The following is a 14,537-nucleotide window of genomic DNA, read 5'->3' as shown; positions in this document are numbered from 1 at the left end:
CCGCCGCCACGGCTGGCGCCTCGCGCCGCGGGCCGCCAAGCGAGCCGGCGCGAGTGGGTCAGTGGGGCAGGTTCTTGTCGGCGCAGATGGAGAGGGCGGCGCGGACGTCGGTGTAGATGGAGGTCGTCTCGGAGTTCAGCGCGTCCCGGTAGACCACAGCGAACGGCTGGGAGAGGTCGCCGTACTTCTTCTTGTCGGCGGTGGCGGCGGCGACACCGAGGTCACCGGCGGCCCGCAGCCGCCGCCAGTCGACGTCGACGGGATGGTTCAGGTTCGGCTTGGTCCGCGCGAGCGCCGAGCAGGCGGCCTTGGCGTCGTCGGGCGCGGAGCTCGCGGCCTTGTTCCCGCCACCGCAGCCGGCCAGCGTCACCGCGGCCGTGAGCGTCACGACGGCGAGGACGACCCGAACCGGCCAGGTGCTCGTGGGCATGCCGCCATCATCGACCATCGATCGCGTCCAGGACAGGAGCCGGGCGGTTTCGCCGGCGATCCCCGAGGCCGGGACTAGCCGGTCCCGCTCCGGCGGGCCCACAGGACGGTGCCGTCCTCGAGGCAGACGACGAGCTCACCGTTGTCACGCATCCAGAGGTAGACGTCGGACCCGTGGGTACCCGAGCTCCAGTACACGGTCGTCCCGTCGTCGCCGTAGAGCACGAGGTCGCCGTCGTCGCGCATCGCGGCGTAGGACGCGCTGGTTCCGCTGGTCCCTGACTGCCAGGTGGGGGTGACCGCGCCGGAGCCTTCGGAGTACACGACGAGGTTCCCGTCGGACTGCATGGCCGCGACGAACCGGCCGTTGCCCGACACCAGCCGCTGGCCCCGTTCCATCCGCTGGCCGGGCTGGAGGACGGCCTGTGCCGGGCCGGGCTGGCCGGCCTGCGAGGGCGGGAGCTGCGAGAGCGTGCCGCCCGCCGCCGGCCCCGGCGCCGTCTCCGTCTCGGCCAGCGGCGAGGACGTCGGCACCGCGCTGGCGGGCAGGCTGGCGCTGAGGGTGGTGCCAAGCGATGGCTCGCTTTGCGTGCTCGGCCCACGGCTGCGCGGTACCAGCATCAGGGTGAGGGCGACGACCACGAGGGCGGTGAACGCGGCCGGTATCCACCAGTGCGGCACCGCGCGGCGCGGCCCGGTACCTGGCTGCCTCCCGGCGGTGTCCGGCGCCAGCTGCCCCGCGGCGCCCGTCCCGTCGCCGGAGGCCCCGTCGCCGGAGGCCCCGGGCTCCCGGCCCGGCCGCGCCGGCTCCTGGCTCGGGTGCGGGGGCCGGTCGTCCGCGGCGGTGCCGCGCGCGGGTGCACTCCCGTTGGACCACATCGGCCGGCCGGCGAGGATGGCCGGTTGCGGTTGCGGTTGCGGTTGCGCGGCGTGGATGGCGGGCGCGTCGGCGACGAGGACGTCGTCGGAAGGGAACGGTGCCGGCGCCGGAACGGCGGGCGTGACGGGCAGGCCGAGCATGGCCTGTGTCTCACGGATCGCCGCGGCGAAGGCGGCTGCCGACGGCCACCGGATCTCCCGGTCGACGGCGAGGCCGCGGCGCAGCAGCGTGCGCAGCGGCCCCGACAGGCCCAGGTCGGCGTCGCTGGGCAGGCCGTAGCCGACCCGCTCGATGAAGGCGCCCGTGCCCTCCCCGGGCAGCTGCTCGAACGGCGGTGCGCCCGTCAGCATCTCGAACAGCGTCGCGGCGAGGCTCCACACCTCCGACCGCGGCGAGAACCGGCCATGGAAGAGCACCTCCGGCGCCGCGTAGGCCTGGGTGAAGCCCTTGACGGTGACGGACGAGCGGCCCGACGCCACCCAGACGGAGACGCCGAAGTCGCTGAGCAGAGGATGCCCGTCGCCGGTGAGCAGGATGTTCCCCGGCTTCACGTCACAGTGCAGGACCGGCGGGGTGAGCTCGTGTGCCCAGGCGAGCGTGTCGGCGAGGAGGGCGCCGATCCGCAGGGCCTCGGCCCGGGCGAGCGGCCCGTCGCGGCGCAGCGCCCTGGACAGGGTGCCGCCCGCGACGAACTGCATGCACAGCCAGGGACGGCCGCCGGGAGTGAGCCCGGCGCTGTGGACGGAGACGACACCCGGGTGGGCTGAGAGGCGGCCCAGCGTCGCGCACTCGAGACGGAACGCGGCGAGCGCCGCCGGGTCGTCCGTGAGCGGCCCGGTGAACAGCTTCAGCGCGACGGTGCGGCTCAGCGCCTCGTCGTACGCCCGGTACACCTGCCCGGCCGACCCGGACCCGACGGGCACCAACTGGCGGAAGTTGGGCGGGAGGTCGTGGTCGGACCTGTAGCCCGCCGAACCGCCCGTCATTCCCGTCCCCCGCACCGCTGGTACCCAGCTCCTGTCAAGCCTACCGAGATCGGGATTAAACGACCGGTAAAGGCGGCGGTGTGGACCGCCGGGGCGGCGGCGCGCCGCTGGCAAGGCCACCACGGTAGGCGTCCCGCCCAGCCGGCTCGACGGGAGGGGACACGTTCGGACGCCGCACGCCCGGCGGGGACCCCGTCGCCCGACCGGACCGCAGGCGGACTGACCCCGCCGTCAGCGGCCGTGCCCGGCGCCGTCTTCATGATCAGATCAGGCGTGGCGGGTGAGGAAGTCGACGAGGTGGCGGGTGAAGACGGGGCGGGTGCGGCGTTCGAGGTGGATGCGGTGGCCGGCGCCGGTCAGGTGGACGACCTCGACCGACGGGTGGTCCTCAGTCAGCTGCTTGGTGTGGGCGGTGGTGAACGCGGCGCCGAGCGCCTCATCGGCGGCGAGCAGGAAGACCGGCACGGGCATGGGCGAGGACGTGTCGAGCGCGGCCAGCATGGAGCCGTCGAGGACCGCGTCGATCACCCGCACGTCGAGGTGCTTGAGGTTGAAGGCGGTCGCCTCGATCGCGTCGGCGGTGTAGGCGGCGCCCATCGCCGGCGTGGGCGGCGGGCCGAACGAGGTCCTGGCCACCCGCTTCGCGATCTCGTCGATGGACAGCCCCTCGCGCTGCCACTGGTCGGCGGCGGACCGCATCCCCGCGAAGACGGCCCCGGCCGGCGAGCCGGCGGTGTCGGCGCGGGACCCGGCGAACAGCGGCGGGTCCTCCAGGAAGAGCGCGGTGGCGAGGTCGGGGTGGCGCTGGGCCACGGACCAGGCGACAGCTCCGCCGAGCGAGTGCCCCACCAACGTCGCCGCGCCGCCGACGACGTCCCGCAGCACCGCGGCGACGTCGTCGGCGAAGTAGGGGAGCAGGTAGGTGCCGGGAGCGCGGTCGGAGCGGCCATGCCCGCGGAAGTCGATCTTGACGACCCGGCGTCCGGCCGTGACCGCCGGCGGCAGCCAGTCCCACACGGTGCCGCTCGCGGCCACGCCGTGCAGGAACACGACCGGCCGGCCGTCAGCGGGCCCCGCGAGGTCGACGTAGACGCCGATCCCGCCCCGGTCGACCCGCATGATTGCCCGTCTGTCTGCCACCACCGTCGCCTCCGTCCTCGAGCAGCGCCGGTCATTTCACGCTAGACCGCGGAGGCTCTCGGCGCCGCCGTTGCTGAACGTTCATTCAGTAGATCGCGCTGTCTCGTCCCTGTCGATCGTTACGCCGGTCGAGGGCCGGCCTGCGCCCGCTGGGCGGCGGGAATCCCGGATGCGCCATGGCGCGGACAGGCCCGCGACGCAGGTCAGGAGGTGGACTGGGCGCGGCCGCGGGCGGTGACCGCGGCCCGCCTGGACGCGACGTCGCGCGTTCCCGGCACCCACGTCTCGGCCAGCACACCTTCGAGCAGATGCGCCTCGGTGAGGGTGGCCGTGTCGGCCAGCTGGCGATAGTGCCGCAGCAGCCGGCGCACGCCGCGCTGGTCGTTGCTGACGATGTCGGCGGCCAGGCGCCGGGCGAACGGCAGCAGCTCCTCGTGCGGCACGACGTGGTTGACGAGACCGAGGTCCCTGGCCTCCTCGGCCGTGACGAAGTTGCCGGTCAGCGACATCTCGATCGCCCGGCGCAGGCCGACGGACTGGGCGAGCAGCACGGTGAGGCCGCCACCGGGCATGATCCCGACCCGGGCGTGGGTGTCGGCGAACCGGGCGCGTTCCGACGCGACCAGGAACGTGCACTGCAGGGCGACCTCGAGGCCACCGGTGACCGCGACGCCGTTGATGGCCCCGATCACGGGCTTCGAGATGACGGGCAGGAACCGGAAGAGGCCGTCCTCGCCGCGCGTGGGGCCGGAGTCCGCGGGCCGTTGCTCGGCCGAGGGCGCGGTCTCGCCCGAGATCTCCTTGAGATCGACGCCCGCGCAGAAGGCCGGGTCCGCGCCGGTGATGATCACCGCGTCGACGCCCGGATCGTCCTCGGCGGCGCCCACGGCGTCCCAGAGCGCGTACGTCACCGCGCGGCTGAGCGCGTTGCGCGCCTTGGGACGGTTCAGCGTCACGGTCGCGACGCGGTCCGCCACCTCGTAGCGGACGACGGGCTCGGAATCGGTCACGGCCACCTCGCGCAGAGACGGAACGACAGACCCGCGCCCGGGTGGACGCGGGTGGCTCAGGCCCGGTCCGGTGCCAGCACCGGTGTCGGTGCTTCGACGAGGCGGGCCCGCAGCGCGGTCACGACCTCGGCGGTCACGCCCGCCTCGGCCTCCAGGTAGGCGATGACCGAGCCATGTTGCGCGCGCAGGGTATCCAGCGTCACCGCCATGGCGTGGCGGGGGGCGCCGAACACGGCGTCGTAGTGCGCCAGGTCGATGCCCGCGGCGTCGAGCTTGACCTGGAGCTTCGCCAGCTGGCTCGCGGTGAAGTGGGTGGCGCTGAGCTCGTAGTCGTCGAGGATCGTCGCCTCGTCGACGCCGAGCGCCGAGAGCAGCAGCGCCGCGCTCATGCCCGTGCGGTCCTTGCCCGCGTGACAGTGGAACAGGGCCGGCGAGCCGTCCTGGTCGGCGAGCTTCGTGAGGAAGCTGCCGAACGTCGACGCGGCGGTCTCGGCCATGGTGACGTAGGTGCGCGTCAGGAAGTCCGGCGGGACGTCACCCAACCGGCCCGCGACCAGCAGGTCGGCCAGGTCCTGGTTGCGGGACGCGGTGCCGCCGATCGGCAGCGCCTCGTGCCGGATCCCGACGGGCAGCAAGGAGGGAGACTTGACCTGCTCGGCCTCGGTGCGGAAGTCGTAGACGACGCGCAGTCCGAGTCGCTCCAGCGTCGCCACGTCCTCGGTGGTGAGCCGGTGCAGCCCCGCCGACCGGTATACCTGGCCCCATCGCACCCGGCCGCCGTCGAGAGTCGGGTAACCCCCGAGATCGCGGATGTTCACCGCTCCCTGGAGCGCCACGACCCGGGTTGGGACGCCGACGGGCCCCGCCCCGTTGACCTCACCCGGCAAGGGAACTGCATTCTCTTTCATCGGAACGTCATTCTGACGCAACACCCGGCGAGCGCGCAACCGCCCGGGCGTCCCATCGTCCCGCGGGCGTCCCGTCGTCCCGCCGTCCAGAATGTCGACGAGCGTCAGGAACGGCACCTCCGGCAGGCTGTTTCCGGTCGGCAGGGGCATGACCGGGCATGACCGGAGGCGCCAGCTAGATCGGCGGGTGGGAGGACAGAGCGGTGACCGAGCTGACCCAGGACGAGCTGGACATGATCGCGGTCGTGCGGCAGTTCGTCGACGAGCGGGTCAGACCGGACGTACGCCGCTTCGAGGCGACCGACACCTATCCGCACGACTTCATCGAACAGATGAAGAAGCTCGGCTTCTTCGGCCTGCTCGTGCCGGCCGAGCACGGCGGAGTGGACATCTCGATGGCGGCGTTCGCCCGGGTGACCGAGGAGCTGGCTCGCGGCTGGATGAGCCTCGCCGGCGCCGTCGGCGGCCATTCCGTCATCACGTACCTCGTCAGGACGTTCGGGACCGACGAGCAGAGGTTGCGTTACCTGCCGCGGATGGCGACCGGCGAGATCCGCGCGACGATGGCGCTCACCGAGCCGGCCGGTGGCTCGGACCTGCAGGGGATGAAGACCCACGCCGCCCGGGACGGCGACGCCTGGGTGGTCGACGGCGCCAAGACCTGGATCTCCAACGCCGCCCATTCCGGCCTCATCGGCCTGCTCTGCCGTACCGACCGGGACGCGAGACCGGCCCACCGGGGGATCAGCGTCCTGCTCGTCGAGCCAGGCCCCGGTCTGGAGATCTCCGGGAAGATCCCGAAACTCGGCTACAAGGGCGTCGAGGCGTGCACGCTCTCCTTCGACGCGATGCGAGTCCCGGCGGACGCCGTGCTCGGCGGCCCACCGAACAGGGGCTGGGCGCAGATGATGCGTGGCCTGGAGGTCGGGCGCATCCAGGTCGCCGCCCGCGCCCTCGGCGTCGGCCAGGCGGCGCTGGAGGCGGCCGTCTCCTACGCCCAGCAGCGCGAGACGTTCGGGCAGCCGATCTGGAAGCACCAGAGCGTGGGCAACCTGATCGCCGACATGGCGACCCAGCTGCGGGCCGCCCGCCTGCTGACCCTCGATGCCGCGGCGCGGTTCGACTCCGGGAAGCGGTCCGACCTGGAGGCGGGGATGGCGAAGCTGTTCGCCTCCGAGACGGCGATGAAGGTAGCGCTCGACGCCATGCGGGTGCACGGTGGTTACGGCTACTCCCAGGAGTTCGACGTCGAGCGCTACTTCCGCGACGCCCCGCTGATGATCCTCGGCGAGGGCACGAACGAGATCCAGCGGGGCGTCATCGCCGCGCAGGTCATCGCCCGTGCCTCCGCCGGAGAGCTCTACTGACCGGTCCTATGGGTGACCGGGTCCACGGATTGACCGCGGCTACCGGTTGATCGTGGCTACCTGTTGACCGTGGACATGTCGGCGTAGCGGTCGCCCTGGACGGCGTCGCCGGCCGTGGCGAGCTCGGCCAGGTCCTCCGGGGTGAGCTCGACGGCGGACGCCGCCACGTTCTCCTCCAGGTAACGGCGCCGCTTCGTCCCCGGGATGGGGACCATGTCGGTGCCCTGGGCGAGCACCCAGGCGAGCGCGACCTGGGCCGGGGTGGCGCCGTGCGCCGCGGCGATCCGCTCGACCTTCGCGACCACGGCGAGGTTCGCGGCGAGGTTGTCACCGGTCAGCCGGGGCATGTTCGCGCGGAAGTCGTCGGCGGCGATGTCGGCCGCCTTGCGGAAGGTGCCCGTCAGGAAGCCACGGCCGAGCGGGCTGTAGGGCACGAAGCCGATCCCGAGCTCGCGGGTCGTCGGCAGGATCTCCGCCTCCGGCTCACGGGACCAGATCGAGTACTCCGTCTGCAGCGCGGTGATCGGGTGCACCGCGTGCGCCCGGCGGATCGTCGCGGGCGCCGCCTCGGACAGCCCCAGGTAACGGACCTTGCCGGCGGCGACCAGCTCGGCCATCGCGCCGACGGTCTCCTCGATCGGCACCTTCGGGTCGACCCGGTGCTGGTAGTAGAGGTCGATGTGGTCGATCCCGAGCCGGCGCAGGGACCCGTCGCAGGCCGACCTGACGTACTCCGGCCTGCCGTTGACGGGGCGCGCCAGCGGGTTCTCGGCGTCGTAGACGATGCCGAACTTCGTCGCCACGACCACCTCGTCGCGGCGGCCTGCGATCGCCTGGCCGACGAGCCGCTCGTTGGTGTGTGGGCCGTACATGTCGGCGGTGTCGAGGAACGTCACGCCCAGGTCGAGCGCGCGGTGGATGGTGACAATGGACTCGTCGTCGTCTCGTCCGCTGTAGAAGGCGGACATCCCCATGCAGCCGAGGCCCTGGGCCGAGACGACCAGCCCCTGGCCGCCCAGCGGGACCTGGGCCAGCGTCGGCGTGGTCGACGCGGATGGCGGTGTCGATGACATCAGGTGAGCGTCCTCTCCGTTTTGAGCTCGCTCTTGCTCGCATACATCTCGATCTTGGTGTCGATGGCCTCGAGGTGGCGGCTGACCTCGGCCAGCCGCTCGGCGACCCGGCGGCGGTGCCCGGCGAGCAGTTCCAGGCGCCGGGCCTCGTTGCCGTCCCCTGCCCGGACCAGGGCCGCGTACTCGGCGATCTGGCGGATCGGCATCCCGGTGCGCCGCAGCGCCGTCAGCGTGCCGATCCAGCGCAGGTCGTCGACCGAATAGCGCCGGTGGCTCGATGACGCCCGGGCCACCCGGTCGCGCATCAGCCCGGCCCGTTCGTAGTAGCGCAGCGTGTGCGCGGTCACGCCGCTGACCCGGGCCGCCTCGGTGATGCTCAGCCCGGGACCGATCCGCGCGTCGACCAGGGCGCAGGACGAGGTGCCGGCGTCCGGGCGGTCCGCGTCGCTCCGGACGCCGCCGCCGCCGACGGCGGCGCGGAGCTCGGGCAGCTCGGGCAGCTCGGGCAGCTCGGGCAGCTCGGTCAGCGCGGATAGCTCGGGCAGCCTCGGTGCGGTGCGACCATCGACCATGCCTCGACGCTAGAACTTCGAGCGTGCTCCAAGTCAAACGTCGACCGCCAAACGTCGACCGCCGCCGTCGACCGCCGTGCCCCGACCACCAGGCCGGCCGCCGGCCGCGGGCTGCCCGTAGCGCGTCAGTCGGTGGGCCGGGCGCGGACCTCGGCGGCGAGGTGGGCCAGCTCCGCGGTCAGCGCCTCCCAGGGAAACCGCGGGCCGCTGGCCACCGCTTCGTCTCTTCCGGCCGCTTCGTCTCTCGTGGCGGTTTCGCCCGGCCGGACCGGGGCGAAGTCGTCCTCGTCGAACAGGACGCGCACGCCCCAGGAACGCAGCGCGGCGAGGCTCGCGGCGAAGGCGGGGTGCCGCGCGAGGTCCCGGTTGGGAAACGGCGCCAGCAGGATCGGTCTGCCGGCGCCGAGGCCCTCGTTGACCAGTCCGAGGACGAGGGTGTCGGAGATGCCGGCGGCGAGCTTGTTCACCGTGTTGAAGGTCGCCGGCGCCACGACGAACGCGTCCGGGGGCGGAAGCACGTCCGGCTCCTCGGGGCGCTTGTATTCGGAGCGCACCGGGTGCCCCGTCAGCTCGGTCAGGCGCGCCACGTCCAGGAACCTCGTCCCGGACGGCGTCGCGATCACGCACACGTCCCAGCCGGCGGCGAGTGACCGCTCGACGAACGGCTCGACCGCGTGCGCCGGCTGCCCACCGCAGACGAGGACGTAAAGCACCCCGAGCTCAACTCTGGCCATGCTCCGATGTCCTACCAGGTCCGCCCGAGTGCCGCGGCCGGACCACACCCGTATATCTATCCGATATGGGCGGGAAGCCCTTACCTGGCAGGCTGCCCCGAGACCGGGGTAGGCCCGGGATCCGCCCGGAGCTCGCACCGCATTTACCTTTGGTATTCACTTGGCGACAGCGGGCATACCTGGCGGACAGTAGTCCACCGGGTGTTGCTCCGCTATGAGGGCTTCACGCTGATCCGCTGGTAGGCCGTATCCGGCCTACCAGGCGGAACGTCGCTCCTGAGGCCCGGATAGGGTCATCGATCTGTAGCCGTGCCCGGTCGAGGCACGTCACCAGGAAGGGGCTCGTGGGCTCTGGTGCAAGGTTCAGGAGTAAGCGGCATGCTCGACGACTTGACTCCCACGCACCGCGCGGTGGAGATGGAGGACCTGCCCGCCCTTCGAGACCTCCTGGACGCCGGCGCCGACATTCACGAGGAACGCGACGGGCTTACGCTCCTGCACCGCGCGATAGACATGGAGTTGGACGCGCACTCGTTGACCGGTGAACCACTTCATGTCGACATGACGGCGTACCTTCTTGCCCGCGGGGCTGACCCACGCCGGCGGGCCGAGGGCGGAAGCGGCGTGTCCGCGCGGCATATGGCCGTGGCCAGCGGCCACTGGCTGGCGACCTGCCTCATCGACGAGTGGATCCGCACCCACCCCGGCTCCGCCGACTGACCGGCTCGGCGCGGACGTCAGCCGAGGTAGGGGCGGTCGGCGCGCAGCTCGCGGCGGGCGATGGTGCGGCGGTGGACCGCGTCCGGGCCGTCGACGATGCGCAGGGCGCGCGCCGAGGCGTAGAAATGGGCCAGCGGGGTGTCGTCGCTGACGCCGGCGGCGCCATGGACCTCGATCGCCCGGTCGATGACCGCGGTCGCCACCGCCGGCGCGGCGACCTTGATCCCGGAGATCTCCGTGGCGGCACCCCGGGCGCCGTGCCGGTCGATCAGCCAGGCCGTCTTGAGCACGTACAGCCGCACCTGGTCGATCTCGATCCGCGACTGGGCGATCAGGTCCCGGACCACGCCCTGGTCGGAGAGCGGCCCGCCGAACGCCGTCCTGCTCTTGGCCCGCTCGACCATCAGCGCGAGCGCCCGTTCGGCCATCCCGATCGCCCGCATCGCGTGGTGGATGCGCCCGGGGCCGAGACGCGCCTGCGAGATCGCGAACCCCCGGCCCTCGCCCGAGAGCAGGTTCGAGGCCGGCACCCGGACATCCTCGAACACGATCTCGGAATGGCCATGCTGGTCCTGGAAGCCGAACACAGGCAGGTGGCGCACGACGGTGACCCCCGGGGTGGCCAGCGGCACCAGGATCATCGACTGCCGTCGGTGCGGGTCGGCGTCCGGATCGGTCTGGCCCATCACGATGAGGATTTCGCATCGTTCGTCCGCGACCCCGGTAATGAACCACTTGCGTCCGTTGATGACGTACTCGTCGCCGTTGCGGAGGATCGACGTCCGGATATTCGTCGCGTCCGACGACGCGACGGCGGGCTCGGTCATCGCGAATGCCGACCGGATCCGCCCCTCCTTCAGCGGCTCCAGCCACCGGTCCTTCTGCTCGGGCGTGCCGAAAAGCTCCAGGGTCTCCATGTTGCCGGTATCGGGTGCCTGGCAGTTGATCGCCTCCGGGGCGATTACCGGCGACCAGCCGGAGATCTCCGCCACCGACGCGTAGTCCACGTTCGACAGGCCCGACCACGCTGGCAGGAAGAGGTTCCACAGGCCGCGTTTGCGCGCCGACGCCTTCAGGTCCTCCATCACCGGCGGGTATGCGTGCTCACCATGCTCACGCAGCCAGGCGTGCCACACCGGCTCGGCCGGGAACACCTCCGCCCGCATGAAGTCCCACATCCGCTCGCAGGCGTCGTGCGCCTGGGCCGACAGCTCGAAGTCCATGGCCGTCTCCCGTCCTTCCCAGCAGTCGAACCTTCTCGGCGGTCGAACCTTTCTCGGCGGTTCAGGCGTCGCCCTCCCGGGCGACCGGTGCGGGCCCTCCCGGGATGATCGCCGCATCGGCGCGCAGGTTCATCCTTTCCAGCGGTCGAGGCCGTCCCGGGCGATCCGTTCGGGCGCGTCGGACAGGTCGCCGAAGTCCTGGCCGGCCATCACGCCGGCGGCCACCCGGGCGGCGACACCCTGCGCGATCGCGGCGAACTTGAAGTGAGCGAAGGCGAGGTAGGCGCCGAGGTCCGCCAGGTCCGCGCCGCTGCGGGACGCGTAGCGCTCGACGAGGGCGGCCCGGCCCGGGAAGCCAGGTTTTGCGACGACCGCCGGGATCAGCAGCGGTGACTGTTCCCCGGGCTCAGTCCAGTAGAAGAGGAGCATCCCCAGGTCGGCCAGCGGGTCGCCGAGCGTGGAGAGCTCCCAGTCCAGCACCGCGCTGATCGTGCTCGGGTCCGCGGGGTGCATGAGCACGTTGTCGAGGCGGTAGTCGCCGTGCACGATGGACGGGCGGGTGGGCTCGGCGAACGGGTGCGCCGCCAGCCGGCGTCCGAGCTCGTCCATCACCGGCACGTCGCGGGTCTTCGCGGCCTCCCACTGGCGCGTCCAGGTCCGCACCTGCCTGGCCATGAACCCGGAGTGCCGCCCGTAGTCGCCCAGCCCGACCGCGATCGGGTCGACCGCGTGCAGTGCCGCGAGCGTGTCGACCAGCGCGTTCGCGATCGCCGCCCTGCTGGTGTCGTCCTCGGCGTAACCGGGCGGGAGCACGTCGCGGATCGCGTGCCCCTCGACCTTCTCCATCACGTAGAACGGCACGCCCAGCGGGCCGGACTCGTCGCGGACGAGCAGGACGCGCGCGACCGGGACGTCCGTGCCGGCGAGTGCGGCCTGCACCCGCGCCTCCCGGCCCATGTCGTGCGCGCCCCGCAGGATGTGCCCCGACGGGGGCCGCCGTAGCACGACCGACCCCGCCGGGCTCACCAGTTCGAACGTCAGGTTCGACTTCCCGCCCGCGATCAGCCGGGGCTCGATCGTGCGCCACCTGTCGTCGCCCACCGTCTCGGCCAGTAACGGACCGACCTGATCCGGACGGGTCAGACCGTCGAACTCACCCACGTTTCCGCCTCTCCAAGCCAGGTATCCGGTGCCGCCGCAGGTGGCCCGGATCCGCCCGCGTCGTCCACCGTGGCCATCGCCGTGGCCACTTCAAGATCCACTTGTGTCGTCGCTCGCCGTCACCAGGTCGGCGCTGGCGATGGGTGAGCTCCGCGACAGGCGGCACCGGTCAGAACGAGGCGACGGTTTCCAATTGTTGTCGACTGTCGGCGGACGTGTACTCGTCAGTGTGACAACGGCCCGGCCCAGGAGGCGACCATGGCTGCCCGCGGCGACGGCAAGATCGAACGAGTTGTGTCCGGGCTCGTCGGGCGGGCCGTCGGGCGGGCCGGGAGGCTGCGCGCTCTGCTCGAGGCCGGCGTCGTTCCTGACCTGTCAAGCGGCTCGTCGGCCGGAGCGGCGACGCCCCGGGCGGCGACGCCCCGATCATCCCGCCGCGCCGCGCCGGCCGCCCCCATGGGGCCGCGGTCCCGCCGCACGCTGGAGCTTCTCGCGGTCTGCGCCGCCAGCCTCGTTCCGTGGACGATCCTTCTCGCCGTGACGCTGCCGGCGAACCGTGAGGTCCACCAGTGGCGTGCCGCGTGGGTGGGCTTCGACGCGATGCTCATCGCGGCGATGGCGGCCACGGCCGTGCTCGGCTGGCGACGCCACCGTGCTGTTTTCCTGACCGGGCCGGCCACCGCTGTCCTGCTCATCTGTGACGCCTGGTTCGACATCTCGTTTGATGTCGGCACATCCGATGTCTGGGTGTCGGCCGCGCTCGCAGGTTTCGTCGAGCTTCCCCTGGCCGCCTTCCTCATCTACCGCGGCTACCGGCTGCTTCCATCGCTGCCGCGGTCGGAACAAGGCCCGATTCGGGCCGATCCCGAGCCGCCCCGACCACCAGCTGGTCCGCAAGCCCTGACCGCCACCGCCACCGGTACCGGTACCGCGCTGACGGGGCCGCGCCGATCAGGAGAACCCGCGCCGATCAGGATCGGCGTCATCCTGGGTTCGGAGCGGCCACGGCGGGTCGGCGAGCAGGTGGCGACCTGGGTCTGCGGGGTGGCCTCGCGCCGCGATGACGCCGAGTTCGAACTGGTCGACCCTGGCGACTACCCGCCGCCTGCGCCGGCCGCGGCGCCGCCGTCATCGGCCGGCCCTTGCCAGCACGACCGCGCGTCGGCGTGGGCGGCCAAGATCGCGTCTTTCGACGGTTTTGTCATGGTCGCCTCGGGCAGCGGTCGCGGCACCTCCAGAATGTTCGAGGGCGCGATCGACCGCCTGGATATCGATCGCGTGCATACGGAATGGAGCAACAAGGCCGTCGGGTTCGTGTCGTATGGCGATGTGGACGTCCAGGCCGTCGAACGGCTGCGGCTGATCGCCGGTGAGCTGATGATGGCCGATGTCCGTGAGCGGGTCGTGCTGTCGTCGACGGTCGATGTCGGGCGCTCCGCCGCCTTCGAACCCTCCGCCGCGTTTGAACCCTCCGTCGGCTTCGAGGCCAGCGACGAGGACCTGGCCGCTCTGCGCACGATGCTCGACCAGGTCGTCGCCTGGAGTTCCGCCCTCGCCTCGCTCCGCTCCGTCGCCTCCGCCGCCGCCTGACGGGCCGTCCGCCCGCGGCTCGTTCAGGAGCCGACGGGTGGTTCCAGCTCCTGGCGCAGCGACCAGTAGAGACTCTCCAGACCCCGGTTGGTCTCGCCGGTCCACGACGGGCTTGCCTGTTCGGCGAAGAGAAAGGCGCCGTACTCGCCGGTCACCGCGACGTGATCGCCGGCTGCCGCGTAGGCACGCATCCGCAGCGCGAACAGGTCGGGATGCGCGGGATGGACGGCGAGACCACGCTGTGTGGCGGCCAGGGCGGCGTCGGGATTGCCGGACCGCAGGTGTTGCTCACCCAGAAGGAGCGCGGCCCGCACGACCTTGTGGCGGCGGACGGCGTCGGCATCCGCCGCGACGGTGGGTGGCGATGGGGGAGGGGTGGCCGGCCGCAGCACCTCCACCGAGATCGGCCCGCCGTCCGGGTAAGGGCCGTCGGAGCCGGCCACCGAGATCGTGTCCGCTGCCTCCTCCTCCCGACGGCGGCGCCGGGAGGAGGAGACCGAGGCGACGGACGCGGCGCCGAGCAGGCCGCCGGCGACCACCCACGTCTCGGTCTGCCATTTCGGGACGTCCGGCGCGCTCCGTCCAGGCCCGGCGCGCCCCGTCGTCCCGTCGCTTCCCGGCCGGCTGTTGGCCGGCGTGCCGGTTCCGGCGCTCTGGCGTCCGCCGTCCGCCCCGGGTGAGGGCGCACCAGGACCGGCCGGCGAGGCGCTCGCCGTCGCCTGCCCGGGAGCCGGAGGGCCGGCG

At 72.3% G+C, this 14,537-nt stretch carries 14 protein-coding genes; 3 read left to right on the top strand and 11 right to left on the bottom strand.

Annotation, left to right across the window (positions count from 1 at the left end; genetic code table 11):
* Positions 1-58 precede the first annotated feature (58 nt).
* The 5 genes from FRCN3DRAFT_RS0225945 to FRCN3DRAFT_RS0225925 all read right to left on the bottom strand — a co-directional run bounded on the left by FRCN3DRAFT_RS0225945 (position 59) and on the right by FRCN3DRAFT_RS0225925 (position 5,353).
* Complete coding sequence (locus tag FRCN3DRAFT_RS0225945) at positions 59-430, bottom strand: hypothetical protein (RefSeq protein ID WP_131803361.1); 372 nt, start codon at positions 428-430, stop codon at positions 59-61.
* 74 nt (positions 431-504) lie between these two features.
* Positions 505-2,295, bottom strand: a complete 1,791-nt coding sequence (locus FRCN3DRAFT_RS49845; RefSeq protein ID WP_007509645.1) for a protein kinase domain-containing protein — start codon at positions 2,293-2,295, stop codon at positions 505-507.
* A 267-nt stretch (positions 2,296-2,562) separates the two neighbouring features.
* Positions 2,563-3,438, bottom strand: a complete 876-nt coding sequence (locus FRCN3DRAFT_RS49840; RefSeq protein WP_007509647.1) for an alpha/beta fold hydrolase — start codon at positions 3,436-3,438, stop codon at positions 2,563-2,565.
* Between the two features lie 200 nt (positions 3,439-3,638).
* A complete protein-coding gene (locus FRCN3DRAFT_RS0225930; RefSeq protein WP_007509649.1) occupies positions 3,639-4,445 on the bottom strand; it encodes an enoyl-CoA hydratase in 807 nt (268 codons plus the stop codon).
* A 56-nt stretch (positions 4,446-4,501) separates the two neighbouring features.
* The gene (locus FRCN3DRAFT_RS0225925; RefSeq protein WP_106410524.1) at positions 4,502-5,353 is read right to left on the bottom strand and encodes a tyrosine-protein phosphatase; all 852 of its coding nucleotides are present in this window, start codon (positions 5,351-5,353) and stop codon (positions 4,502-4,504) included.
* A 203-nt stretch (positions 5,354-5,556) separates the two neighbouring features.
* Here FRCN3DRAFT_RS0225925 and FRCN3DRAFT_RS0225920 point away from each other — a divergent pair, with 203 nt between their 5' ends.
* The gene (locus tag FRCN3DRAFT_RS0225920) at positions 5,557-6,720 is read left to right on the top strand and encodes an acyl-CoA dehydrogenase family protein (protein ID WP_007509653.1); all 1,164 of its coding nucleotides are present in this window, start codon (positions 5,557-5,559) and stop codon (positions 6,718-6,720) included.
* A gap of 56 nt (positions 6,721-6,776) precedes the next feature.
* Here FRCN3DRAFT_RS0225920 and FRCN3DRAFT_RS0225915 read toward each other — a convergent pair whose 3' ends face one another.
* The 3 genes from FRCN3DRAFT_RS0225915 to FRCN3DRAFT_RS46295 form a co-directional block, all read right to left on the bottom strand.
* Positions 6,777-7,793: an aldo/keto reductase gene (locus FRCN3DRAFT_RS0225915; RefSeq protein ID WP_007509655.1), complete on the bottom strand. Its 1,017-nt coding sequence runs from the start codon at positions 7,791-7,793 to the stop codon at positions 6,777-6,779.
* A complete protein-coding gene (locus FRCN3DRAFT_RS0225910; protein WP_007509657.1) occupies positions 7,793-8,365 on the bottom strand; it encodes a MerR family transcriptional regulator in 573 nt (190 codons plus the stop codon). Before FRCN3DRAFT_RS0225910 ends, FRCN3DRAFT_RS0225915 begins: the two co-directional genes overlap by 1 nt.
* A 125-nt stretch (positions 8,366-8,490) precedes the next feature.
* Positions 8,491-9,099 carry a flavoprotein gene (locus FRCN3DRAFT_RS46295; RefSeq protein ID WP_007509659.1) on the bottom strand — a complete coding sequence of 203 codons (609 nt, stop codon included), beginning with the start codon at positions 9,097-9,099 and terminating at the stop codon, positions 8,491-8,493.
* Positions 9,100-9,477: 378 nt separating this feature from the next.
* Here FRCN3DRAFT_RS46295 and FRCN3DRAFT_RS0225900 point away from each other — a divergent pair, with 378 nt between their 5' ends.
* Positions 9,478-9,819 carry an ankyrin repeat domain-containing protein gene (locus FRCN3DRAFT_RS0225900; RefSeq protein WP_007509661.1) on the top strand — a complete coding sequence of 114 codons (342 nt, stop codon included), beginning with the start codon at positions 9,478-9,480 and terminating at the stop codon, positions 9,817-9,819.
* Positions 9,820-9,836: 17 nt separating this feature from the next.
* Here the strand turns inward: FRCN3DRAFT_RS0225900 and FRCN3DRAFT_RS0225895 are convergent, their stop codons facing one another.
* On the bottom strand, positions 9,837-11,042 hold the full coding sequence (locus FRCN3DRAFT_RS0225895) for an acyl-CoA dehydrogenase family protein (RefSeq protein ID WP_007509663.1): 1,206 nt from the start codon (positions 11,040-11,042) through the stop codon (positions 9,837-9,839).
* Positions 11,043-11,171: 129 nt separating this feature from the next.
* Positions 11,172-12,203, bottom strand: a complete 1,032-nt coding sequence (locus FRCN3DRAFT_RS0225890; protein ID WP_007509665.1) for a phosphotransferase family protein — start codon at positions 12,201-12,203, stop codon at positions 11,172-11,174.
* 258 nt (positions 12,204-12,461) lie between these two features.
* Here FRCN3DRAFT_RS0225890 and FRCN3DRAFT_RS55360 point away from each other — a divergent pair, with 258 nt between their 5' ends.
* Positions 12,462-13,793: an NAD(P)H-dependent oxidoreductase gene (locus tag FRCN3DRAFT_RS55360; RefSeq protein ID WP_007509666.1), complete on the top strand. Its 1,332-nt coding sequence runs from the start codon at positions 12,462-12,464 to the stop codon at positions 13,791-13,793.
* Between the two features lie 23 nt (positions 13,794-13,816).
* Here FRCN3DRAFT_RS55360 and FRCN3DRAFT_RS55355 read toward each other — a convergent pair.
* The coding region (locus FRCN3DRAFT_RS55355) for a bacterial transcriptional activator domain-containing protein (RefSeq protein ID WP_232794147.1) at positions 13,817-14,537 on the bottom strand (721 nt) is incomplete at its 5' end.

The sequence above is a fragment of the Pseudofrankia saprophytica genome (assembly GCF_000235425.2).
Lineage (GTDB): Bacteria > Actinomycetota > Actinomycetes > Frankiales > Frankiaceae > Pseudofrankia > Pseudofrankia saprophytica.
This window is presented reverse-complemented; position numbering and strand designations above follow the sequence as displayed.